Below are 24,089 nucleotides of genomic sequence, written 5' to 3' on the forward strand. Positions count from 1 at the left end.
TCTCCCATAAAATTCTTCTATTACTTTCATAGAAAATATATATTAGCCAGGTTGGGAGAATCATAGTAGAATAGCTATCAAAATAGAAAAAGGAGTTTAGGGATGAAAATTTTTTCTTTATGGTCAAAGGTTTCTTTGGGTTTGCAACTCTTGATTGCCTTGATTCTGGGTGTGCTAACGGCATTGATTTGGCCGCAGTTTTCGGCTTTCTATCAATTCTTGGGACAAGCTTTTATCAGTCTGATTAATATGGTGATTATTCCGTTGGTCTTTCCGGTTGTGGTCGTAGCGGTGACTGGTGTGATTGGTAAGAAATCTTTTGGGAAGCTTTTGACAAAAAGTTTGCTCTATTTCTTTGGTGTCACGACGGCGATTACTTTGATCTTTGTCTTTGCTGCTTATTATCTAGGCTTTGGTCAAGGTGTCAATATCGGTCAGACTGGAGGAAATATTGATGGGATTGCTAAGAGCATCCAGTTAAATGAGTTCTTTCTCAGTTTCATTCCGGCTAATATTGTTAAGTCGCTTTCTGAAGGGGCTTTGCTTCCTATCATCGTCTTTGCGATATTCTTGGGTTATGGTCTTGGAAGTCTTAAGGAAGACAAGTCACAGAAGTTTATTGATTTATTGCAAATTTGGATTGAGGCGATATACAAAATTGTCGGTGTGATTATCAAGCTATCACCAATTGGGATCTTTGGTTTTATTGCCAAAGATGTAGCCACAACAGGAGTTGATAAGTTGATTGGTTTGGGTCAATTTGTAGCAGGAACTTATCTGGCCTATGTGGTTCTAGCTTTAGTGATTTTTCCTTTGATTGCATTGATTTTCGGAGTTCCTTATCTGACAAGTATTCGTCAGAACTGGAGCCTCTTGACTTTGGCTTTTGTTTCTGGTAGCTCCAGTGTTGTTTTGCCACCTCTGTTGAAAGATCTAAAGAAGCAAGGTCACGACGAACATGTCATCGACCTAGTTGTGCCTTTGGGGTATACTTTTAATCTTGAGGGAGCGGCTGTTTATTTCTCGGTAGCTACTATCTTTATAGCTCATGCTTATGGAATTGCATTTTCTATTTCTGGTCTCTTCTTTACCATCTTACTTTTAACCTTGGTTGGAAAGACTGCTGCAACAGTGCCTTCTGGAGCGATTGTTGTCTTGCTGGCTGCAGCGCCTCAATTGGGATTGCCGGTGGAAGGAGTTGCCTTGATTTTTGCGGTTGATTTCTTTGTTAATGCTGGTCGTACTGCCCTCAATGTTCTAGGACAGGCTTTGGCTGTGAGTGTGATTGAAAAAACAGAAGGTCACGTAGTGGAAGAATCAAAAAGCAGCGAACTGGCTGTTCGGTATTCTTAAAGGAGAGAAGACTTATGAGTCAAGCAAAAGTATACGTTATTCATGAAAATTTGGAGTGGACGCAGCACTTGGTCAAATGGCTGGAGGAGAAAAATGTCCCCTATGAACTGTGGGATTTGTCAAGTGGGATCTTAGATCTACAGAGTCCGCCCCCAACAGGAATTTTCTATAATCGGATGTCAGCCTCTTCTCATACTCGAGGCCATCGCTACGCACCAGAATTTACAGAGCAGGTTCTAGCTTGGCTGGAAGCTCATGGCCGTAAGGTCGTCAATGGTAGTGGAGCTATCAATCTAGAAATCAGTAAAATCAAGCAATATTTGAAGCTTTCTGAAGCTGGGATTGCTTCTCCAGAGACAGTAGCTGTTTTGGGGCAGGAGAATATTCTGGAAGCAGCTAGAAAACTCAATATTTATCCTCTGATTACCAAGCATAATCGCGCTGGGAAAGGTTTGGGAGTGCAGCTCTTTAACAGTGAGGCAGAGTTAGAAGCTTATGTAAACAGTCCTGCTTTTGAGCCTTCTGTGGATGGGATTACCCTGCTTCAGGCTTATATCAAGCCAGCGGATGGTCGTATTCGTCGTTCGGAGTTTATCAACCAGAAGTTTCTTTATACAGTGTCGATTGATTCATCAGAAGGTTTTCAGCTTTGTCCGGCAGATGGGTGTCAGATTGGGCAAAGACCTGCTCAATTGGAAACATCGGATAAGTTTCAAATCACAGATCCGCTACCTGCTAGTCAAAGACAGGCTTACGAGACATTCCTAGCTCAGGCTGGTATTGATGTGGCGGCTATTGAGTGGGTAGAGTCAGAGGCGGGTCAGGTCTATGTCTATGATGTGAACACCAATACCAACTATAATCCTACAGCTGAAGAAAAAGCAGGAATTTTTGCTCATCAGCATTTGGCAGAATATCTAAAGAACGAGCTGGTAGCATCCTATTCAGAATAAATTTAAAACAAACAAAAGCTTTCCGTTTTGGAGGCTTTTTGTTTTTTCTTCATTTCTAAAATATGACATCTGTCATTTTGTTTTTGTGACAAACGTTAGGTGAAGCGCTTACAAAGATTTGTTATATTTAGATTATTGAGATTGCTTCTTTTTTATAAAGGATTTAGGTGCTAAACAAGGTGCTCATTTTGAACAAGAAAAGGTGAAAGGAGTGCGTTATGTAGAAGTAATTTGGTTGTGAGGAGTCTGATTTCATTTTTAGAATATTGAGGTGTGTCATGAAAAATCATCAGGAAAAAGTGTGTAAAAATTGGTTTATGAGAAAAAGCGGCAAGCGTTGGGTTTTTGGGTGTGCCCTGCTGGCTTTTGGAGCTTTCTTGTTAGATGGCGGTGGAGTGGTTTATGCAGATGAGGGTAAGGCTAATCCAGCCCCTGCTCAGGTCTTGCAGGCTGATTCATCAGCTGTCTCGAAGCCTGAAAGCGGGCAAACAGCTACTCCTACAAGTAATGCCGATAAGACAGAAAACTCTGTAGCTGGAGAGACTGCTGCGACGGAAGCGAGTGGTCAGGATGTAGCAGTAGAGTCAGCCAATCAAAAGGTTGATAGGGAAAATCAAGCTACAGCAAATGCTAAAGAGACCAAACAGGAAGAAAACGAACAGCCAGCAGCGAAGGAAGTTGCTTCAGAAAAAATCCCTGCCGTAGAGACTGTAGATAAGCAGTCAGGCTTCAATACTAATTTGGCAGAAGCCAAGGGAGACAAAAATGGAGTTTGGGAAGTCCGGGAACAAGGTCTTTATAGTGATGCCAGAGGCAAAGGTGATAGTTTCCTTTACTCTCAAAGTCAGGGCAAGGATTTTGTTTACTCAACGGATGTAACTTTCCTTAGTAAGGAAGGGGCGGCAGCCCTCATTTTCCGCAGTAATAATAATCCGGATGACAAGAGCAGCTATGCAGTTAATATTGATGGTGGCAGCAACAATGTGAAGTTTTGGCGTTGGCAAGGCGGGCGTGATTATCAGTTTATCAATGAAAAACATATTGAGCCAACGGATGACAATAAATATCGGCTCAAGGTCGTTTCTATCGGCTCTTGGGTATCCTACTATGTCAATGATATTCTAGTGGCCAGCTCAGGAGATTACACGCTTCAGAGAGATGATAAGGGGCAGAATACTTATCTGTCAGAAGGTCATTTTGGCTTACTTAACTGGAATAGCGAGCTGCTTTTTCAAAATACCTTTTATAAAGAAATCACTCCTCAGTCTAATCCCGAGTTGGAGGATATAAGGGTGACTTCTTCGGTTGGGAAAGTAGAGCAGAAAGGTCAGTTTAGTGCTCCTATTGCCATCCAGTATGTCAAACATGATGCTGAGACTGTAGACTTGACCGTCGTAGCAAAAAATCCTGCTGCCAAGGTAAGCGTGACCGATGCTGCAGGCAGGGTTTATAGTGATTTGAAGAATATTCCGCTGGCAGTGGGGGCAAATTATCTGACTGTGACCAGCACTGTGACGGATGCGGATGGGCAGGAGGTCAGCCTGACTTACCGGCTCAATGTCCATCGTCGGCAGGCAGATGAGGTATACTACAATGAGCTCTATCGCGGTCAGTACCACTATTCGGTCAAGGACGGTTGGGCCAATGATCCCAACGGGCTGGTTTATTATAAGGGAGTCTATCATTTCTTCTATCAGTTTTACGACGATACCAAGTGGGGGCCTATGCACTGGGGTCATGCGACCAGCAAGGATTTGATTCATTGGGAAGAACAGCCGATTGCCTTTTATCCGGATGCTAATGGGGCTATGTTCTCAGGATCAATAGTAGCAGATACCACCAATTCCTCTGGTTTGTTTGACAATGACCAGGGCGGTTTAGTCGCACTGATTACTGCCGACGGAAACGGTCAGCGCATCAAGTTGGCCTATAGTAAAGATGAGGGCCGGACTTGGACGAAGCTTGATCAAATTGCAGCTGACTGGACGGACGATCCACTGCAGTCTCAAGATTTTCGTGACCCCAAGGTCTTCCGTTGGGAGGGTAAATGGTTTATGGTCGTTGCAGGCGGACCGCTGAGAATTTATTCGTCTGATAATCTGCGTAATTGGAAGGTCGAGTCAACTTATGCGGATCTCCATACGGAGTGCCCAGATCTCTATCCTCTACTGGCAGACGATGGTAGCCTAAAATGGGTCCTGTCTCGTGGCGGGCGCTCCTATAAGGTCGGTGATTTTAGACAGGTGGAGGGCAAGTGGACCTTCGTCCCAGATGCTGAGTTTGTTCAGGCTGATCAGGTCATGAACTTTGGTAAAGACTCTTATGCGGCCATGACTTACTACGTTCAGGACTTTGGCAGCAAGGCTAATCCAACCCTACCCGACATTATCGCGTCTAACTGGATGAATACCTGGGAAGATTACTGTAATCTGGTAGCCGATACCGTCGGTCAGAAGTTCAACGGCACCTTCAATCTTAACCTCAAACTAGGCCTTATCAAGCAAGACGGCAGCTATCGGCTGACTCAGACGCCAATTACAGCTTATCAGTCTCTGCGTCAGGAAGACAAGGCTGTGTTGTATAAAGACGTGGAAGTTAGTGAGAAGAATGGGCTGTTGAAAGATTTTTCCGGTGATCAGTATGAAATTGTCTCTACTTTCCGTCCGAGTGAAACGACCAAGAAAGTCGGTTTTAACCTGCGGGTTGGAGATGGAGAAGTGACTAGAGTTACCTATGATTTAGAAAAGGAAACTCTCTCTATTGACCGCAGCCAGTCCGGCATTCTTCTCAGTAATAAATTTGCTCAGGTGGATAGTCAGTCTGTCAAGCGCAATGCGGATGGCAGCATAGATCTGCATCTCTATGTGGATCGCTCCAGCCTAGAAGTCTTTGCAAAAGGGTATACTGTAGCGGGTGCCAATCAGATTTTCCCTGCACCAAATAGTCTTGCCGCTAGTGTGTTTGTAGAAGGTGGTGCTGCTAAGGCTGACATTGCTCTTTATCCGCTGAAGGGCATCTGGAAAGACAAGCAGGCAGTGACCAAACCACTGGAACTAGTGCAGGCTTCTCCTGTAACAAATAATATTTATGTCGGCGATACTTTGGATTTGAAAGCATATATCATGCCAGCAAGTGTCTCTCAAGCGGTCAGCTGGAGTGTGGATCAGCCAGACCTGGTCTCTGTCACGAAAGATGGCAATAAGCTACGAGTGACTGCTCTGCAAAGGGGTGTGGTCAAGGTAACGGCGACCTCTAAGGAAAATCCAAGCCTTTCCAAGGTCTTCACCATCAATATCAGCCGTAATGACTTTAAGACCAATGTTCCAGATCTAAAAGCTGTTTCCGGTAAGTGGTATGTCGATGGTGAAAGCCTCTATAATCAGAATACCAGCGCCAATGATTATTATATGGGAGGTCAGAAGATTCCTTTCCCTGAGTATAACTTGGATGTGGAGCTCAAGTATCAAAAAGGCTTGATTAATATTTTCTATGCGTCTGAAAATGTTGACCCTCGCAATGCCTATTCTATTCAATTTGGCGATAATGATAAGATTCGACTTTACCGCTTTATGGGGGAGACGATTGCAGAAAGTAGTATGAATGGCAAGCGTCTTAATGACGGCCAGTTCCACCATGTTAAGCTAGTGAAAACTAAAAATGGTGTCAGTGTATCTGTGGACGGTGTAGAATACCTGAACCACCAATTTGATGCGGTTGAGCCTTATTATAATGATGCCTACGTCGGTCTGGGACTCTGGGATGGGGATTTGGAAGCTCGCAATTTCTTTGTGACCAATCTTCATGCCCCAGCAGTTAATAAGGCTTCTCTGCAGAAAGTGGTAGACAGTACGGCTAGTCTAGATCCAAGCCTCTACACAGATGAGACAGTTCAGGCTTACCAGTCAGCCTTGGCTCGAGCCCAGTCTCTCTTGGCAGATGAAAAAGCGGAGCAGGCAGATTTAGATAGAGCAGAACAGGATCTAAAGACAGCTCTTGCTGCTCTGGCTGTGAAACCAAGTCATCAGGTCACTCCAGAAGAAGGGATAAAGGACCTAGTGGAAGAAAAGCCGTTCTTAGAAATCGTAATGGAAGAGATTGCATATCAGACCCGAGAACAGGAAAATCCAGAACTGGAACAAGGGCAGCGGCGGATACTTGTAGCCGGCCAAAAGGGTCAAAAGCGAGTCTTTGTAGAAGTCTTGAACGGTCAGAGAACTGTCCTCGGTCAGGAAGTGCTTTCTCTAGCAGTTGACGAACTAGTAGAAGTTGGCAGCAAGGTGGTGGCTGAAAGTGCTAAACAGCCTTTGACAAGGACCCAGCCTCAAGCTCTCAATCAAGGTGAGGAAGAGAAAGTTATTCCGTCGCCAAGATTGCAGCCAGCTCCCGACTCAGCCCTGCCTAAGACTGGCACTCAAGAAGACAAGTTTCTGCCTCTGGCTGGTTTAGCTTTTCTGGGAATGGGTCTTCTAGCTGGAAGAAAGAAACAAGAAGACTAAGGTGCTCAGCAATGGTTATTTGCACATAAAAAGGATGGGTGTTTTCCCGTCTTTTTTGATATAATTACGGTTTATGAAATGATTAGTTTTTGGCTGAGCATGCTGCAGTATCTGGCAAGAATTCCGATACATCCATCGGCTTGCTTTTTAATTCTCTATCTTAACTTGCATCCGGATGAACATATCGCGGTGCTGCTCCTGGAGTTGTGGCTGTTCATGAATGACCTCGCAGATATAATCGCCCACAGGAGTATATCCAGCTTGGGTCAGAGCTTGGTGAAAATGCGGCAGAGCTTTAAGTTCATCTGCAAAGGAAGAGCAGTAAGCAACAGCATAATTTCCTGCCGGTAGCAACATTCGATTTAAGTGAGGGAGTTCATTGGGAGTATGATGGAAGAGACAGAGTTGCTTGGAAATCCATCTTTCTTTTTGGAAATCTTCTTGTTTCATAATGGAGCCAACACGGCTGAAATGAGTGAAAAAAGGACTGTAACGCAGGATTTCTTGCTTGAAGCAGCGGAGAGCAAGTTCGTATTCTTCACTTTTCATTTGATAAATATTTTGAACAATTTCAAAAGTAAGCAGCTGCCGTTCAGGAAAAGTTTGGATTTCCAGTTCTTGCTCGCTCTGTTTTTCACCATAGATACGGGCACCAGACCGAAAGATTTCGATTTCTTGGATTTGTTTTTCTAAATTCTCTTTTTCCTCTAGAAGGCGCTGATAGCGCTCTTCGATAAGCTGGTGCAGTTGAAAATGGTCCTTGTCAGATAGAATTTCTTTGATGTCTTCTAGAGAAAAATTCAGTTGACGCAGGTACTGGATGGAGTCAACCAGAGAAGATTGATTGATGTGATAGTAGCGATAGTTGTTTTCTGGATCGACTTTATAGGGTTTTAAAAGACCGATTTGGTCATAGAATCGTAGAGTTTGGATGGAAATCTGATTTATTTGGGAAAACTCTCCGATACGCAAAATTTTTTTCATTTTTTAAAACCCTCTATTGACTCTCTAGTTACTAGAGATATTATACTATAATTGTGAAAATAATAACAATTAATGGAGGGTTTGCCATGAGAAATACAAAAATTCGTGCTGTCCAGTATGGCTGCGGCAAGATGTCTAAAGTGATTTTCAAGTACCTGCTGGATCACGGTGTAGAAATTGTCGGAGCTATTGATAACAATCCTGCTGTAGTAGGACAGGATGTTGGTGATTTTGCAGAGCTAGGCTATAAGACTGGTGTCCTGATTTCTGATAATGCTGAACGTGTCTTTGGAGAGTGTGACGCAGACATTGCCATTGTCACCATTGCTTCCTATATGCCGGAAATGTATGATTTTTTTGAAACAGCCATCAAACATGGAGTTAATATCATCACGACCTGTGAGGAAGCTATCTACCCTTGGACGACGTCGCCATCTGAAACAAACCGCTTGGACAAGCTGGCCAAAGAATATGGTGTCACTGTAATGGGCTCAGGCATGCAGGATGTTTACTGGATTAATATGCCTTGCTTGGCTATGTCTGGCCTTAATCACATTCAAAAGGTGAAAGGGATTGTCAGCTATAATGTGGAAGATTATGGTCTGGCTTTAGCAGAAGCGCATGGTGCTGGTTACGATTCAGAGCGATTTGAAAAGGAAATTGCCAGTGCTGAGAGTCTGCCGTCCTATATGTGGAATGCTGCTGAAGCTATTTGCTCTAAGATGAACTGGACCATTCAGGATATTTCACAAAAGAGTGTTCCTTACATTTTGGATGAAGATGTTTATTCTGAAACGCTGGGACGTACAGTTCCGGCGGGGCAAGTAACGGGTATGTCAGCTGTGACAACCATTCATACCCATCAGGGAATTGAGTTAGAAGTAGAGTGTATTGGCAAGGTCTATCGTGAAAATGACGGAGATATGTGTGATTGGGAAATTACTGGTGAGCCAAATTTAGTCTTCTCAGTCAGCAAGCCTGATACTGTAGCCTTGACCTGTGCCACTATCGTCAATCGAATCCCTTCTGTGTTAGATGCACCGGCAGGTTATGTGACTTCAGAGTTGGCGCGTGAGTTGGCCTATCCGACCTATCCACTTCATACCTATGTGGAAAAATAACAAAGTTTATAACTAAAAATACACCTCCCGCATCAATTGGGAGGTGTGTTTTTAAGTATTAGTCTTCCTTTTTCTTCAAAAGGAAGAGTCCAGCAGAGCAAGCGATTAAAATACTTGCTAGCTTGAAGCCTTCAGACACTTCCTGTGTTCCAGTTTTTGGAAGAGACTCTCTGCTATAGGTCAAAGGAATCTCTTGAACAGGCTCAACTTTAGTTGCAGGTTTAAAATCAAGTCTTGTTTGATTTGGAGCTTGATAAGTCTTGCTTGGAGCCTGGTAAGTAGGAGGCGTTAATGGCTGAGGTTGAGGAATTGGATTTGGAGTTGGACTTGGACTTGGCAAGATATAATCTGTCAAGTTTGCCAACTGACTACCAAAAACAGCATTCGAGATCCAACGGTAGAAGTGAATTGTATGCAAGCGGTTGGTAGGATTTCCAGCATATACAAATAATGGATTTTCGTTGTATTTCCCAGAGATAGCTACAATTTTGTTAGCCAGTTTTTCGTTGCCTGGCCACCATCCAGCTATATAGTAATCACTGCCAGCGATTGTTGCCAAAGTTTTGAAGTTAGCTGGGACCTTGGCAATCCAGTTTCCTGAGTTAGAATAGAAGAGGTCGTTCTTATTATAACCGCTAGTCAGCGGGTCTTGATCATCTATAATTGCTTTCATGAGGCCTTCAAAATCACTGCCACCAGAGAATTTTTCAGCGTCAAATCCGTCGATAAGCCCCAATTTTTCGAGTCTTTGCATAGCAGAACCACCAACGACGATGGTTGGCTTGAGACCGACCAGAGATTTGTCAAAATTATTGCTTTCTAAAACAACAACATCAGCTTCCTCTGGTGTGTCAACAAGATCAAAACCTAGATTTTTTAGTGCTAGAGCTGTATGTGTAGGCGAATCAACACCTGCCCAATAAAATTGATGAGGAGGTGAATAGACTTTCAGGGCTTTCAGGCTTGGCCCGTTAGGAACCTTATAGAGTGCATCCCCGTAGATGGCATAATCTCCCAGCAGGTTTTCGAATGTCGGTGTATCAACGATATAGCCATCGTCTGTTAGATAGACTTTCTTTCCTTGGCGAATAGCTTGGTTAACAGCTTTTACGGCACTGTCGGATGTATTTGCGATCACGTAGTAAGGAGCCGAGTGGTTAATTTCGCTTGTACGAGTAGCACGAAGAGCCGTTACGTCTCCTAATTTTCCGTCAAAGAGTTTATCTTTGAAGACTGCTTCCGCTTTAAAGCCACGCATGTCTGGGAAATTCACTAAAAGTTCGGCATACATAGCTGACCAAGCGGATTCATTAGAACCTTTATAAAGGATATGGTTGGCATAGCCTCGTTTGGCTTGGGCCATATCAACAACCAGGTCCCCTTTCTTATAGTTGCCTACATCTTCCTTCAATTCTTTAAGAGTGACACCATTTCTCTTGAAGTATTCAATCATATTGAAGGCTTGTTGGGAGTCATTGTTTTTATCAAGTCCCATCGGAATGACATAATAGTCAGGGAAGAATTTCTTTTGACCATTCTTGATCCGTCCAACAACCTTACCATCAGGTCCTACTAATTCATTCTCTGCTTTAGGATCTTCTACCTTATTGATACCTCTTAGATAGAAGTTGAGGCGCATTTCCATCAATTTATCTGGGTTTTGAGATAAGTAAGAAATACCTCCCAATACTGCGTGGTATCCAGCTTTATAGGACTCTTGATTTCCTTCAGGTATTTCGATTGTATGCCCTAAGATACCATGGTACATAGCGTAAACTCCAGTATAGCCGGAGAAGGAATCGTCCCAGCCATCACCCCAGTCTAGTTTAGGGATAATATAGCTGTCATACTTAGAGTTAGCAACGCCGGCACGTCCCATGTGGTGGGCGTTTTCCAGCATATTTTCTGACAAGAGGTCATATTCGAAGTTGGGATCATGAGGTGGTGTTGCTGGTTCGATCAAGAATTCTTTAACGAATCCATGGATGTCATATAGAGCAATAGGATTCCATTTATTGATGAGACCAGCGACAGTTCGAGTTTCAGGGTTGGCCTGATAACTTGTGTCCCGGTTGGGGTCAATTCCGTTAGCTAGTGCACGAGTATTGGCAACATCTCCGTCCGGATTTTCTGTGAAGTCAAATAAGAAAATAAATTTCTTGAGGAGTTCCTTGACACTAAGAGTAACATTTTTGGCAAGCCCATTGGCATCAGTTGTCTGGAAAGAAATAAGATCTTTAGTAGCAAAGGTATTGAAAAGTCCAGTGATGATGTCGATGGCGGGCTGTTCATCAGCGTGGGTATTGTTGATAAGGACTGGGAGCTTATAATCCAGTTTACCGTTCTTTAAGGCAGCCAGCATTTCGGCAGGCTTTGTGAGGGCTTTTGGATTGGTTGTATTGAGGTAGTCATCAATGCTCTTCTGATCGGAGCTAATAATTCCCAGTTTAACATCTCGTCCTTGCGCACTCTTGCCAATCGTTTCGATTTGAACCAAACGATCATCTTTAGCTTCTTGTCGACTCTTTTCGATAGAGGCCAGCATTTCATCGTGGGTATGGAAGTCTTCATATGGTCTTAGGACAATGTTTTTGCGAATAGTAAGTCCCAAATCTTCGCTGACCCCGACTAATTCATGATTTCCCATAAAGTTGCGGTAGGTTCTGCGAATATTGTTGGGTGTCCGTAAACTCAGATCTTGGCCAAATAGTTCGTTAAATTTCAGAGATAGCTTGAGGTCATTTCCTTCGACTTTTTCTTCTATGGTTACAAAGGGATCTCCAGAGAATGTGCCGTCTTCCATCTTCCATGTTTTCCACTCGCTAATTGGCTTGTTATCGAGTGTCCAACTAATTTTGTTGGCTTTGGCACCTTGTTCTTGAATGGTTTCCTCAATGCTGGCTTTTTCAGACATATAAACCTTGCTGTCCGCAAGTTGAACCTTTGAGTCTTCACTGCTAGCTGCGCGTGTTTCAGGCTTATCAGGTGCAGTAGTGTTTTCAGAGCTAGTTTCCTTTTTGTTTTCTGCTCCTGTGGCTGGGCTAGTAGCCGTTTCGCTTGTAGTCTTATCCGATTCAGCTACAGGCTGAGTTTCCTTATTAGCAGTATCTGCCTGAGGTTGATCAGAATGATCTTCTGTTTTCTCGGCACTGACAGGAGTAGGATTTTCGACAAGACTACTTACTGGACTTGCTTCTTGTTGCGCTTCAGTCGGATTTAGCGTATCGGCAGCTACGTTTCCTTGGGCTAGAACAGCTAGAAGGGCTGCGGCTGACAGGCTAAGAACCTGAGTATATAAGCGTTTCTTATAGGTGTCTTTCATAAGAGACCTCCTTTGTAATGTGTTCTTTAATCTTACTATATCAATTTTTGTAATCGTTTTCAAGAAAAAGCATAGATAAAAATATGCTTTCAATAGACAAATCTGAGAATCTGTCTTGCAATTCCATCTATGAGCCTTGTCGAACAAGAAATGACGGGCTTATTTTATATGGATGAATTATGGATTCCTGCCTAAAATAGAAGAGTGAGAAGAAAGCATGTATAAGCTCGTCTGAGGAATTTCTACAATTCCATGCAAAATCACATCTTTTATGCTACAATAATACAAACAAAAAATGGATTGGAGTCGACAATGAAAGCAATTATTACGGTTGTTGGGAAAGATAGATCAGGGATTGTTGCAGGAGTCTCAACTAAGATTGCAGAGTTGGGATTGAATATAGATGATATTTCACAGACTGTTTTGGATGAATTTTTTACGATGATGGCTGTTGTTTCAAGTGAAGAAAAACAAGATTTTGCAGCTCTTCGTAGTGAATTTGAGAGCTTTGGCCAGACTCTTAACGTCAAAATCAATATTCAAAGTGCAGCTATTTTTGATGCCATGTACAATATCTAAGGAGTGAAGGATGGATATTAGACAAGTTACAGAAACCATTGCCATGATTGAGGAGCAGAATTTCGATATTCGGACTATCACCATGGGTATTTCACTCTTGGACTGCATCGATACAGACATTGATCGGGCTGCTGAGAAGATTTACCAAAAAATCACGACCAAGGCTAAAAATTTGGTGGCAGTTGGGGACGAAATTGCTGCAGAGCTCGGGATTCCTATCGTCAACAAGCGGGTCTCAGTGACTCCGATTTCGCTGATTGGGGCGGCCACGGATGCTAAAGATTATATTCCTTTAGCTAAGGCTCTGGATCGAGCGGCTAAGGAAATCGGCGTAGACTTTATAGGTGGTTTCTCTGCCTTGGTCCAAAAGGGCTATCAAAAAGGCGATGAAATCCTCATTAATTCTATTCCACGAGCTTTAGCAGAGACGGACAAGGTCTGTTCTTCTGTCAATATCGGCTCAACTAAGACTGGTATTAATATGACGGCAGTTGCGGATATGGGACGGATTATTAAGGAAACAGCCCAACTGTCTGACATGGGTGCAGCTAAATTGGTCGTCTTTGCCAATGCGGTAGAGGACAATCCTTTCATGGCTGGTGCCTTCCATGGTGTTGGTGAAGCAGATGTGGTCATCAATGTCGGTGTTTCAGGACCTGGTGTTGTCAAGCGGGCTTTGGAAAAGGTTCGTGGTGAGAGCTTTGACGTGGTGGCTGAAACAGTCAAGAAAACGGCCTTCAAAATCACTCGTATTGGTCAGTTGGTTGGTCAGATGGCCAGCGAACGTCTGGGCGTTAAGTTTGGGATTGTTGACTTGAGTTTGGCTCCAACGCCAGCAGTCGGAGACTCAGTGGCCCGTGTCTTAGAAGAAATGGGCTTAGAAACAGTCGGCACTCATGGCACGACAGCGGCGCTTGCTCTACTCAATGACCAAGTCAAAAAAGGTGGTGTCATGGCCTGCAATCAGGTTGGCGGACTATCTGGTGCTTTCATCCCTGTGTCAGAAGACGAGGGCATGATTGCGGCTGTGCAAAACGGCTCGCTCAATCTAGAAAAGTTAGAAGCTATGACAGCTATCTGCTCGGTAGGTTTGGATATGATTGCCATCCCGGAGGCGACACCGGCTGAAACTATCGCAGCCATGATTGCCGATGAAGCAGCTATTGGTGTCATCAATCAGAAGACAACAGCTGTGCGGATTATTCCAAAGGGCAAGGAAGGCGATATGATCGAATTTGGCGGGCTCTTGGGAACAGCTCCGGTCATGAAGGTAAATCAGGCTTCGTCAGCTGCCTTTATCGCGCGGGGGGGTCAGATTCCAGCACCTATTCACAGTTTTAAAAATTAATAAGAAAATCAGGTCTGTGCAGACAGGCCTTTTCGATTGAACAAGGAGAAGAGATGACAAAAACGAGATTATTTATCATTCGGCATGGGAAGACAATGTTTAATACCATTGGCAGAGCTCAAGGTTGGTCAGATACTCCTCTGACAGCTGAAGGGGAACGTGGTATTCGAGCATTGGGGATTGGCTTAAAAAAATCTGGTCTTTCCTTTGTAAAAGCTTACTCAAGTGACTCGGGTCGAACCATTCAGACTATGGGGATTGTGTTGGAGGAACTTGGCTTAACTGGGCAAATCCCTTATACCTTTGATAAAAGAATTCGAGAGTGGTGTTTTGGCAGTTTTGATGGTGCTTATGGTGGAGAACTCTTTCATGGTGTCATTCCTCGTGTTTTGAAGACGGATGACTACAAGGAGCTTAGCCTGCCGGACTTAGCGAATGGCTTGGTTGAAGTGGATACAGCAGGTTGGGCAGAACCATGGGATAAGCTCAGCGATCGGATTTTAGAAGGTTTTGAAGCTATTGCAAAAGATGTAGAGGCTTCCGGTGGAGGCAATGCTTTGGTGGTCAGCCATAGTATGACAATCGGTACACTTGCTTATTTAATTGATGAAGAGATTAAGAAGAATCCTGGAGTTGAAAATGGAAGTGTGACGGTTGTCGAATATGCCAATGGAAAACTATCCATTGAAAGTTTGGGAGATGTGTCCTATCGTCAAGCTGGTGCAGAGGTTTTAAATAGTCGCTGACAGGAATGGTCTTGATTTTTTCCTAAAAGTGGTATAATAAAGGAAGAATAAGGGAGGCAAGTAAATGTCAAAAACAAGATTGTATATCGTCCGTCACGGTAAAACCATGTTTAATGCGATTGGTCGAGCGCAAGGATGGTCGGATACCCCTCTGACAGCTGAAGGTGAACGAGGAATTCGAGAGTTAGGGTTGGGTCTAAAAGATGCTGGTATAGACTTTAAGCGGGCTTATTCTAGCGATAGTGGTCGGACTATTCAAACCATGGGAATCATTTTAGAAGAGCTGGGCTTGAGAGATAAGATTCCTTACCGTACAGACAAACGCATTCGTGAATGGTGCTTTGGTAGCTTTGATGGGGCTTATGACGGTGAACTCTTTATGGGAGTCATGCCCCGTGTCTTTCATGTCGAACATGTCCACCAGCTTAGCTATCCAGAATTAGCGGAAGGATTGGTAGAAGTGGATACAGCGGGCTGGGCAGAATCTTGGCCTAAACTCAGTGGCCGTATTTTAGATGGTTTTGAGAGTATCGCCAAAGAAGTTGAGTCGCTAGGAGGAGGAAATGCTCTGATTGTCAGTCATGGTATGACGATTGGAACCTTCGCTTGGTTGATTGACCACGCAACGCCTCGAGGTTTAGGCCTGCACAACGGCAGTGTAACTGTAGTAGACTACGAAGATGGTAAGTTTACGATTGACCGGATTGGTGATATGTCTTATCGTGAAGTGGGCGCCAAAGTAATGGAGTAATAAGTTGAAACACGCTAAACATCTAAGAGTAAAAAGGAAATCCAAGGCCAAGAAGGTTGGTTTGACGATCTTACTATTACTTATCTTGACCTTAGTCATAGGTGGAACGGTTATTTATTTCCGCCCCTCCGTATTGAAAAATCTTCTCAGCCATGTTCAGGTTTCAAGTCAAGTGAGTAGCTCTACTAAGCCAAGCAGCTCTAAGTCTTCAAGATTAACAAGTTCTGATTCTGATTTACCCAAGGTGTCCTCGGCGGATTGGAATTTAGTCTTGGTTAACCGTGATAACCTACAGGAGGAAAAGATGCCATCTTTGACTCAAGTTGGAGAAATTCGGGTGGATAGTCGTATTGCTGAAAATACTCGGCAGTTCCTTGCTGCGGCTCAGACCATAGCTCCAGGCGAAATATTAATTTCTGGTTATCGGAGTCGTGCAGAGCAAGAAGAGCTCTATAATGAGAATATTGCAGCAGAGGAGGCTAAGGGCCTGTCGCATGAAGAAGCAGTCAGTGCTGTCCAGAAACAGATTCAGATTCCAGGAGCTAGTGAACATCAAACAGGATTGGCTATTGATATGAGTGTTCCTGAAGGGCTGGAGGATGAACTAGCAGCTAAGATAGCTCAGCTAGCCCCACAATATGGCTTCGTCCTTCGCTATCCCGAAGGCAAGAGTAATATTACTGGAGTTGATTTTGAACACTGGCATTACCGTTATGTCGGCGTAGAGAACGCCCAGTATATGCAAAAGCACAATCTAGTTCTGGAAGAGTACATCGCATTACTAAAGGCAGCAGAAAGATAAATCAAGTAAGTCAGGTTTTCCTGGCTTTTTTTATCGAGAAATTTGCATTATTGCGACTAATGTGATATATTTATAACAAAAGGTGTGATATATTTATAACACTACAGGAGGGTTTGTCATGAAAAAAAGTCATAAGTTAGTCTTGTTACTACCTTTGTGGATTCTGGTCTTATGCGGAGATTGGGCGGTTTTATCTGGGGTTGTTCGATTTAGCTTGCTGGAAAAGTTAATATTAATTGGTGGTACAGGGGTTGGTCTGTTTTTTGCTACTTGGGGAATTTTAAAGAGCAAACAAAATGAAGTTAGGGAAAGGCAGATCTTCTCTATTAAAGAAAAATTAAATGGTGTCCTCGTTTTATCTGCCTCGTCTATCTATACACTAGGCATTTGGCTCAGTACGCCATCTGCTGGTCTTTTAAAAGAAATAGTGATGGCGCTAGGTCTTCTAGTGCAGCTGATTTTTCTTGGTTATTTTATCTTAAGAAAAGCAGATGAAGAAGCAGATGAGCGTTTTTATGCAAATCTATCTAAGGCTGCCATGACAGCATTTGCTAGCAGTATAGTCGTTCTGTTAACCTTAGCCTTGCTTTTAACGATCACGAAGGAGCTGTATATTCCAGGAGGTATCTTTTTTATAGTAGCAGGGGTGCTGGTCTTACTTTTCAATTTTGTATTCATGTATTTGGAAAGTAGAGGGGCATGATGGGGAAAGTAAGCAATCTTATTACAAGTTTGAAGTCTACTCGTGAGGCTCGTGGCATGACCCAGCAAGAGTTGGCAGAGCGTATTGGTGTCAGGCGAGAGACGATTTTGCATCTAGAAAATAATCGTTACAATCCTTCTCTTGAAATGGCTCTAAAAATTGCACGAGTCTTTGATTTGAAAATAGAGGATCTATTTGAGCTAAAAGAATAATTTAAGCAAGATTCCTATATAAACTCTTGACAACTGTATCGGACTGCGATATAATACATATATCAAGGTTCGATATATCGAAGTGAAAGGGAGAAGCAAAGATGAGTGGATTGACAGAAAAACTCAGGCGAGTCTATGTACCGATGACAGAGACAGGATTCTATATTCTCTTTTGTCTCCAGACAGAAAGGCATGGCTACAGTATTACTCAAAAAGTCAAGGAATTGACAGAAGGTCAGTTGTCAATTAGTCCAGGAACTATGTATGGAACCTTGTCCAAAATGGAAAAGGATGGTCTGATTGCCTTTGTTCGCGAGGAAGAAAAGAGGAAGCTCTACCAGATTACAGATCTTGGGCAGAAGATTTTGAACTTGGAAATTCAGCGGATTGAACGCCTTTACCGGAATAGTAAGGAGGATGTTTGATGGGAAAGAAAGTCGTCTACAGGATCTTCACCATTGCAGACTATGATAGAGAAGCAGCTTATTTAAAAAAGATGCATGGCCAAGGCTGGAAGTTGAAAAAAGTAAACTATTCCCCTTTTATAATTGCAGTTCGTTATACTTTTGAAAAAACTTCACCTCAGGAAATGGCCTATCAGTTAGATTTTCGTCCGATAAAGAAGGCGGAGCGAGACTCCTATTATCAACTATTCAAAGATTGTGGATGGGAGCATATTACAAATTTTAATCAATTTTCCTATTTCCGCAAGCCAGCTTCTCAGCTTGATGCGGAAAGTGACCTTGAGATCTATAATGATGCCTGGTCTAGGCTAGAAATGGTTAAGCGTTTGCTTATATGGCGGTTTTTGCCAGCCCTTGTAGCTTTGTTTTTTGCTACTTATTTAGTTTTAAGTGTAGCTCAAAAAGGTTTAGATGTAGATTGGCTAGTAAAATGTATCTTATTAATAGATACGGTATTGTTATTTATTTTATTTGGTCAACTGGTTCATATCGGCTTGAGTTTCTGGAGAATGAAGCAGGAGCTCAAAGACTGATAAGTTTTTTATCAATTGTTTTTATGAAAGCGAGGATAATGATGAAAAAAACGATTATTGAAGTTCAAGGCTTGAAAAAGAAGTTCAAAGAACAAGAAGCCTTGGCAGGAATTGATTTTTCCATTCAAGAAGGAGAAATTTTTGGCTTCCTAGGACCATCTGGATCAGGAAAAACAACGACCATTAATATCTTGACTGGGCAGCTCAAGGCAGATGCTGGAACAGCTCATGTGCTGTCTGAAACGGTTGAGGATTTAAAGGTAGAAGTCCTGGAGCAGATAGGGATTGTCAGTGATACGAGTGGCTTTTATGAAAAAATGTCGCTCTACAACAATCTCAAGGCCTATGCTATGATCTTTGGTGTTGATATGAAGAAAGTTGATGAGCTTCTTCAAAAAGTGGGGCTCTATGATAGTCGCAACAAGGTGGCTGAAAAACTATCTACAGGTATGAAGCAACGGATGCTATTGGTCCGTGCCTTGATTAATCAGCCTAAACTGCTCTTTTTGGATGAGCCGACCAGTGGTTTGGATCCGTCAACTTCTCGAACAATCCATGACTTGCTACTGGAACTAAAAGCTCAGGGAACAACTATTTTTCTGACGACACATGATATGCAGGAAGCTACACTTTTGTGCGATCGTTTGGCTTTATTGCATAAGGGTAAGTTGGTCGAAGTAGGCAGTCCGCATGAGATTATCCAAAAGTACAATACAGATAAGAAAGTTCGTTTAGAATATGTAGATTTGACAACGAAGAAAACAGTTTCCTTTGAGGAACTGCAAAGTGGCTTAGATCTGTCAACTGTTATCAGTATTCATTCTTGCGAACCAACTTTAGAAGATGTTTTCATTACTTTGACAGGAGGTACCTTAAATGTCTAATAAGTTAAAAGGGATGATTTGGCTGAGGGGCCAAGCGACATTAGCAAATAAAAGTATCCTATTACAAGTTCTCATGCCGATTTTCATCATTTTTCTCTATAAATTTATTTTTTCTCTGAATGGAGCAGGTAAAGAACTGGGAGCAGACAGACTAGCTATCTTGTTAATGAATATTTCTTTGCCCTTCTCTTTAGCCATGTCTGTTGGGACACCCATTATTATCATTTTAGCTGAGGAAAGGGAAAAACATAATTTGCAAAGTTTGCGCTTGGCTGGTGTGACAGCGGGTCAATACATTCTCTCCGCTTTAATCTGGCCGGCGATTATTGGGATTTTTTATATTGTCGTTACCCCGATTTTGATAGGAGCCAAGCTTTCTAATCAGGTATTCAGCTATGGTTTGGTTCTCTTGTTAACCTTGCTAGTCTTAATTTTCTTCTTCTTAATGGTTGGTCTGTTTTGTAAAAATCAAGTCATGGCTCAATCCCTTAGTGTTCCGGCTATGCTCTTGGTAGCTTTTATTCCTATGTTTTCAAATATGAATGAGGATTTATTTAAGGTTCTGCGTTATAGCTTTTTGGGCCTCTTTACTATTTTTATGAAAGATTGGTCTAACTTCCAATTTTGGAGTGGAGAACTTTTGGCTCTCGTTCTCTGGCTACTTCTTTTTGCAGGACTTTCCTTCTACTTAATGAGTCACATGAAATCCTTGGATGATTAAACTAGGTCTTTAGACTGATTTTTAGCACTCTTGCGAAAAGAGTGCTAATTTTTTGAGTTTTTATCTTGACATTGTTTCGGAAGAGTGTATAATAGAATCATGAGTTAGCACTCAAGGTGATCGAGTGCTAATAAAGAAGGGATCTTGAATGGAGGTGGTACCGTGGTAACGGAGCGTCAAAATGAGATTTTGAATTTGATTATTGATATCTTTACCAAGACTCACGAGCCAGTAGGATCTAAAGCTTTACAGGATTCTATCAATTCGAGTAGTGCTACTATCCGAAACGATATGGCAGCTCTAGAAAAACAGGGACTATTGGAGAAGGCTCATACATCTAGTGGTCGTAAACCTAGCGTGGCTGGTTTTCAGTACTTCGTCAAGCATTCGCTATCTTTTGATCGTCTAGCTGAGAATGAACTTTATGAGGTTATCAAAGCCTTTGACCATGAGTTTTTCAACTTGGAGGACATTCTTCAACAGGCAGCGGACCTTCTAACTAAGCTGAGTGGTTGCACAGTTGTTGCCTTGGATGTCGAACCCAGTCGGCAACGTTTGACAGCATTTGATATCGTAGTACTCAGTCAGCATACGGCTCTAGCTGTCTTCACTCTAGATGAGTCCAATACTATCACCAGTCAGTTTATGATTCCGCGCAACTTCCTAAGAGAAGACTTGGATAGGCTTAAAGCTTTGGTTCAGGAGCGATTTTTGGGACAGACAGTCTTGGATATTCACTACAAGATTCGGACGGAAATTCCCCAGATTATCCAGCGCTATTTCACTACGACAGATAATGTTATTCATCTGTTTGAGCATATCTTCGGTGATATTTTCAAAGAGAATGTTATTGTGTCCGGCAAGGTTGGCTTGTTGAATTTTTCAGATTTGAAGGCCTATCAATTCTTTGATGATTCACAGAAGGTGGCCTTTGAGATTAGAGACAGTCTAGCCGAGGATCAGATGCAAAGTGTGCGCGTGGCAGATAGCCGAGAAAGTTGCTTGTCTGATTTGACCATTATTTCTAGCAAATTTCTGATTCCTTACAGAGGATTTGGAATTTTAGCAGTCATTGGACCAGTCAATCTCGACTATCAGCGAGTGGTCAGTCAGGTTAATGTGATTAATCGTGTCTTGACTATGAAACTGACGGACTTCTATCGCTACCTCAGTAGTAACCACTATGAAGTCCACTAATTACAGTATAATCATTCCTAAAAAGGAGGTGCCTTGTGGCAAAACATAAACACGAAGAACATCAAGAAAATGTAGAAGTAAAAGAAACTGTCGAAACAGCTGAGCAGGCTGAATCAGCAAGTCCCGAAAAATCAGAATTAGAACTAGCAAATGAGCGGGCAGACGATTTTGAGAATAAATATCTCCGTGCTCATGCAGAAATGCAAAACATCCAACGCCGTGCCAATGAAGAGCGTCAGCTCTTGCAACGCTATCGTAGTCAAGATTTAGCGAAAGCAATCTTACCTTCTTTGGACAACCTTGAGCGTGCTCTTGCCGTTGAAGGATTGACAGATGATGTCAAAAAAGGATTGGAAATGGTGCAGGAAAGCTTGGTTCATGCTCTCAAAGAAGAGGGGATTGAAGAAATTCCGGCCGATGGAGAATTTGACCATAATTATCACATGGCTATTCAAACAGTTCCAGCTGATGACGAACATCCAGCGGATACCATCGCACAAGTCTTCCAAAAAGGCTACAAACTCCATGACCGCATCCTAAGACCGGCTATGGTAGTGGTTTATAACTAAGATATAGAGCCCGAAAAAGCTCACAGTAAAAATAGGAGATTGACGAAGTGTTCGATGAACACAAGGAAATCTATCTTTTTTACCAAGAGCTTAGGGCGAGTTCGATTAGGCGGTAAGTCAGAAATCTGTGATTTCGTTGACGTACCCCCGCAAGGGTGATTAGGTTTGTCACGAGCGTTGCGAAGTGAACTGCCAATCAGCTACTGCGTATAATTTCGACTTCTCATGTCGTAACCTTACATAATAGAAAACTTGTCCGAAACGACACTAAACTATGAAAGAAAGATAAGACGCAAGCCGGAGGTTTGCAAGGAAGATATTTCCCGCCGTGGTGAAAGTTTCAGTAGCTTGTGCTACTGAAACAGGGGATTTTTGAGACAGTAGGCTCAAAAATAAGTGATGAAATCCCGAAGGGAGTTGCTCACGTCCCCACCACTTAAGGGAAATATCAAAAAAAGAGAAAAAACAACGAGGAGAAAAAACATATGTCTAAAATTATCGGTATTGACTTAGGTACAACAAACTCAGCAGTTGCAGTTCTTGAAGGAACTGAAAGTAAAATCATCGCAAACCCAGAAGGAAATCGTACGACTCCATCTGTAGTATCATTTAAAAACGGCGAAATCATCGTTGGTGATGCTGCAAAACGTCAAGCAGTAACAAACCCAGATACTGTTATCTCTATCAAATCTAAGATGGGAACTTCTGAAAAAGTTTCTGCCAACGGTAAAGAATACACTCCACAAGAAATCTCAGCTATGATTCTTCAATACTTGAAAGGCTACGCTGAAGAATATCTTGGTGAAAAAGTAACTAAGGCTGTTATCACAGTTCCAGCTTACTTTAACGATGCGCAACGTCAAGCGACTAAAGACGCTGGTAAAATCGCTGGTCTTGAAGTAGAACGTATCGTTAACGAACCAACTGCAGCAGCTCTTGCTTATGGTTTAGACAAGACTGACAAAGAAGAAAAAATCTTGGTATTTGACCTTGGTGGTGGTACATTTGACGTATCTATTCTTGAATTGGGTGACGGGGTCTTCGATGTATTGGCAACTGCAGGAGACAACAAACTTGGTGGTGACGACTTTGACCAAAAGATTATCGACCACATGGTTGCAGAATTTAAGAAGGAAAATGGCATCGACTTGTCAACTGACAAGATGGCTCTTCAACGTTTGAAAGATGCAGCTGAAAAAGCTAAGAAAGACCTTTCAGGTGTGACTTCAACTCAAATCAGCTTGCCGTTCATCACAGCAGGAGCTGCAGGTCCTCTTCACTTGGAAATGACTCTGACTCGTGCCAAATTTGATGATTTGACTCGTGATCTTGTAGAACGTACAAAAACTCCAGTTCGTCAAGCTCTTTCTGATGCAGGCTTGAGCTTGTCAGAAATCGACGAAGTCATCCTTGTTGGTGGTTCAACTCGTATCCCAGCCGTTGTAGAAGCTGTTAAGGCTGAAACTGGTAAAGAACCAAACAAATCAGTGAACCCTGATGAAGTGGTTGCCATGGGTGCGGCTATCCAAGGTGGTGTGATCACTGGTGATGTCAAAGACGTTGTCCTTCTTGACGTAACCCCATTGTCACTTGGTATCGAAACAATGGGTGGCGTCTTCACAAAACTTATCGATCGTAACACTACTATTCCAACATCTAAATCACAAGTCTTCTCAACAGCAGCGGACAACCAACCAGCCGTTGATATCCACGTTCTTCAAGGTGAACGCCCAATGGCAGCAGATAACAAGACTCTTGGACGTTTCCAATTGACAGATATCCCAGCTGCACCTCGTGGAATTCCTCAAATCGAAGTAACATTTGATATTGACAAGAACGGTATCGTATCTGTTAAGGCCAAAGACCTTGGAACTCAAAAAGAACAAACAATTGTCATCCAATCGAACTCAGGTTTGACTGATGAAGAAATCGACCGTATGATGAAAGATGCAGAAGCAAACGCTGAAGCAGATAAGAAACGTAAGGAAGAAGTTGACCTTCGTAACGAAGTTGACCAAGCTATCTTTGCGACTGAAAAGACTATCAAGGAAACTGAAGGTAAAGGCTTTGATGCAGAACGTGATGCTGCCCAAGCTGCCCTTGATGAACTTAAGAAAGCTCAAGAAGACAACAACTTGGACGAAATGAAAGCAAAACTCGAAGCTTTGAACGAAAAAGCTCAAGGACTTGCTGTTAAACTCTACGAACAAGCCGCAGCAGCTCAACAAGCTCAAGCAGGAGCAGAAGGCGCACAAGCAACAGGAAACGCAGGCGATGACGTCGTAGACGGAGAGTTTACGGAGAAATAGGCGGTGAGACAGAATTAAAAATTGAAAGTTTTTAGTTCGTAG

At 42.7% G+C, this 24,089-nt stretch carries 20 protein-coding genes; 18 read left to right on the forward strand and 2 right to left on the reverse strand.

What is annotated here, in order from left to right; all coding sequences use genetic code 11:
* Nucleotides 1-102 precede the first annotated feature (102 nt).
* The 3 genes from PCY09_RS05860 to PCY09_RS05870 all read left to right on the forward strand — a co-directional run bounded on the left by PCY09_RS05860 (nt 103) and on the right by PCY09_RS05870 (nt 6,802).
* On the forward strand, nt 103-1,353 hold the full coding sequence (locus tag PCY09_RS05860) for a dicarboxylate/amino acid:cation symporter (protein WP_125396858.1): 1,251 nt from the start codon (nt 103-105) through the stop codon (nt 1,351-1,353).
* A gap of 14 nt (nt 1,354-1,367) precedes the next feature.
* Entirely contained in the window at nt 1,368-2,306 is a 939-nt protein-coding gene (locus PCY09_RS05865; RefSeq protein ID WP_125396859.1) for a RimK family alpha-L-glutamate ligase, read from the forward strand.
* Between the two features lie 278 nt (nt 2,307-2,584).
* Nucleotides 2,585-6,802 (forward strand): GH32 C-terminal domain-containing protein, encoded by a 4,218-nt coding sequence (locus PCY09_RS05870; RefSeq protein WP_125396860.1) that lies wholly within the window; start codon nt 2,585-2,587, stop codon nt 6,800-6,802.
* A 147-nt stretch (nt 6,803-6,949) separates the two neighbouring features.
* Here PCY09_RS05870 and PCY09_RS05875 read toward each other — a convergent pair whose 3' ends face one another.
* The gene (locus PCY09_RS05875) at nt 6,950-7,786 is read right to left on the reverse strand and encodes a helix-turn-helix domain-containing protein (protein WP_125396862.1); all 837 of its coding nucleotides are present in this window, start codon (nt 7,784-7,786) and stop codon (nt 6,950-6,952) included.
* Nucleotides 7,787-7,872: 86 nt separating this feature from the next.
* Between PCY09_RS05875 and PCY09_RS05880 the strand changes: the two genes are divergently transcribed.
* Entirely contained in the window at nt 7,873-8,907 is a 1,035-nt protein-coding gene (locus PCY09_RS05880) for a dihydrodipicolinate reductase (protein WP_125396863.1), read from the forward strand.
* 58 nt (nt 8,908-8,965) lie between these two features.
* Here PCY09_RS05880 and PCY09_RS05885 read toward each other — a convergent pair whose 3' ends face one another.
* Nucleotides 8,966-12,229: an LPXTG-anchored zinc carboxypeptidase gene (locus PCY09_RS05885; protein WP_125396864.1), complete on the reverse strand. Its 3,264-nt coding sequence runs from the start codon at nt 12,227-12,229 to the stop codon at nt 8,966-8,968.
* Nucleotides 12,230-12,541: 312 nt separating this feature from the next.
* Between PCY09_RS05885 and PCY09_RS05890 the strand changes: the two genes are divergently transcribed.
* The 14 genes from PCY09_RS05890 to dnaK all read left to right on the forward strand — a co-directional run bounded on the left by PCY09_RS05890 (nt 12,542) and on the right by dnaK (nt 24,047).
* Nucleotides 12,542-12,808 (forward strand): ACT domain-containing protein, encoded by a 267-nt coding sequence (locus tag PCY09_RS05890; RefSeq protein WP_011999901.1) that lies wholly within the window; start codon nt 12,542-12,544, stop codon nt 12,806-12,808.
* Nucleotides 12,809-12,818: 10 nt separating this feature from the next.
* Nucleotides 12,819-14,156 carry a PFL family protein gene (locus PCY09_RS05895; RefSeq protein WP_061601545.1) on the forward strand — a complete coding sequence of 446 codons (1,338 nt, stop codon included), beginning with the start codon at nt 12,819-12,821 and terminating at the stop codon, nt 14,154-14,156.
* A 53-nt stretch (nt 14,157-14,209) separates the two neighbouring features.
* Nucleotides 14,210-14,902: a histidine phosphatase family protein gene (locus PCY09_RS05900; RefSeq protein WP_061601544.1), complete on the forward strand. Its 693-nt coding sequence runs from the start codon at nt 14,210-14,212 to the stop codon at nt 14,900-14,902.
* A gap of 64 nt (nt 14,903-14,966) precedes the next feature.
* Nucleotides 14,967-15,653, forward strand: coding sequence for a histidine phosphatase family protein (locus tag PCY09_RS05905; protein ID WP_053794140.1), 687 nt, complete (start codon nt 14,967-14,969; stop codon nt 15,651-15,653).
* Between the two features lie 4 nt (nt 15,654-15,657).
* Nucleotides 15,658-16,455, forward strand: coding sequence for a D-alanyl-D-alanine carboxypeptidase family protein (locus tag PCY09_RS05910; RefSeq protein ID WP_125396866.1), 798 nt, complete (start codon nt 15,658-15,660; stop codon nt 16,453-16,455).
* Between the two features lie 118 nt (nt 16,456-16,573).
* The gene (locus PCY09_RS05915) at nt 16,574-17,158 is read left to right on the forward strand and encodes a DUF3796 domain-containing protein (RefSeq protein WP_125396867.1); all 585 of its coding nucleotides are present in this window, start codon (nt 16,574-16,576) and stop codon (nt 17,156-17,158) included.
* Nucleotides 17,158-17,370 carry a helix-turn-helix transcriptional regulator gene (locus PCY09_RS05920; protein ID WP_045634307.1) on the forward strand — a complete coding sequence of 71 codons (213 nt, stop codon included), beginning with the start codon at nt 17,158-17,160 and terminating at the stop codon, nt 17,368-17,370. Before PCY09_RS05915 ends, PCY09_RS05920 begins: the two co-directional genes overlap by 1 nt.
* A gap of 101 nt (nt 17,371-17,471) precedes the next feature.
* On the forward strand, nt 17,472-17,795 hold the full coding sequence (locus tag PCY09_RS05925) for a PadR family transcriptional regulator (protein ID WP_125396868.1): 324 nt from the start codon (nt 17,472-17,474) through the stop codon (nt 17,793-17,795).
* Nucleotides 17,795-18,367 carry a DUF2812 domain-containing protein gene (locus PCY09_RS05930; RefSeq protein ID WP_125396869.1) on the forward strand — a complete coding sequence of 191 codons (573 nt, stop codon included), beginning with the start codon at nt 17,795-17,797 and terminating at the stop codon, nt 18,365-18,367. The genes PCY09_RS05925 and PCY09_RS05930 overlap by 1 nt, the downstream gene beginning before the upstream one ends.
* Nucleotides 18,368-18,390: 23 nt before the next feature.
* Nucleotides 18,391-19,251: an ABC transporter ATP-binding protein gene (locus PCY09_RS05935; protein ID WP_185760609.1), complete on the forward strand. Its 861-nt coding sequence runs from the start codon at nt 18,391-18,393 to the stop codon at nt 19,249-19,251.
* On the forward strand, nt 19,244-19,972 hold the full coding sequence (locus PCY09_RS05940; protein ID WP_125396871.1) for an ABC transporter permease: 729 nt from the start codon (nt 19,244-19,246) through the stop codon (nt 19,970-19,972). The genes PCY09_RS05935 and PCY09_RS05940 overlap by 8 nt, the downstream gene beginning before the upstream one ends.
* 162 nt (nt 19,973-20,134) lie before the next feature.
* A complete protein-coding gene (hrcA, locus tag PCY09_RS05945; protein WP_008808415.1) occupies nt 20,135-21,169 on the forward strand; it encodes a heat-inducible transcriptional repressor HrcA in 1,035 nt (344 codons plus the stop codon).
* 35 nt (nt 21,170-21,204) lie between these two features.
* A complete protein-coding gene (gene grpE / locus PCY09_RS05950) occupies nt 21,205-21,738 on the forward strand; it encodes a nucleotide exchange factor GrpE (RefSeq protein WP_125396872.1) in 534 nt (177 codons plus the stop codon).
* Nucleotides 21,739-22,223: 485 nt separating this feature from the next.
* Nucleotides 22,224-24,047, forward strand: a complete 1,824-nt coding sequence (gene dnaK / locus PCY09_RS05955; RefSeq protein ID WP_061597241.1) for a molecular chaperone DnaK — start codon at nt 22,224-22,226, stop codon at nt 24,045-24,047.
* The last annotated feature ends 42 nt before the right edge of the window (nt 24,048-24,089 follow it).

Origin of the sequence: Streptococcus sp. SG2, assembly GCF_030439925.1 — a bacterium.
Taxonomy (GTDB): Bacteria; Bacillota; Bacilli; order Lactobacillales; family Streptococcaceae; genus Streptococcus; species Streptococcus gordonii.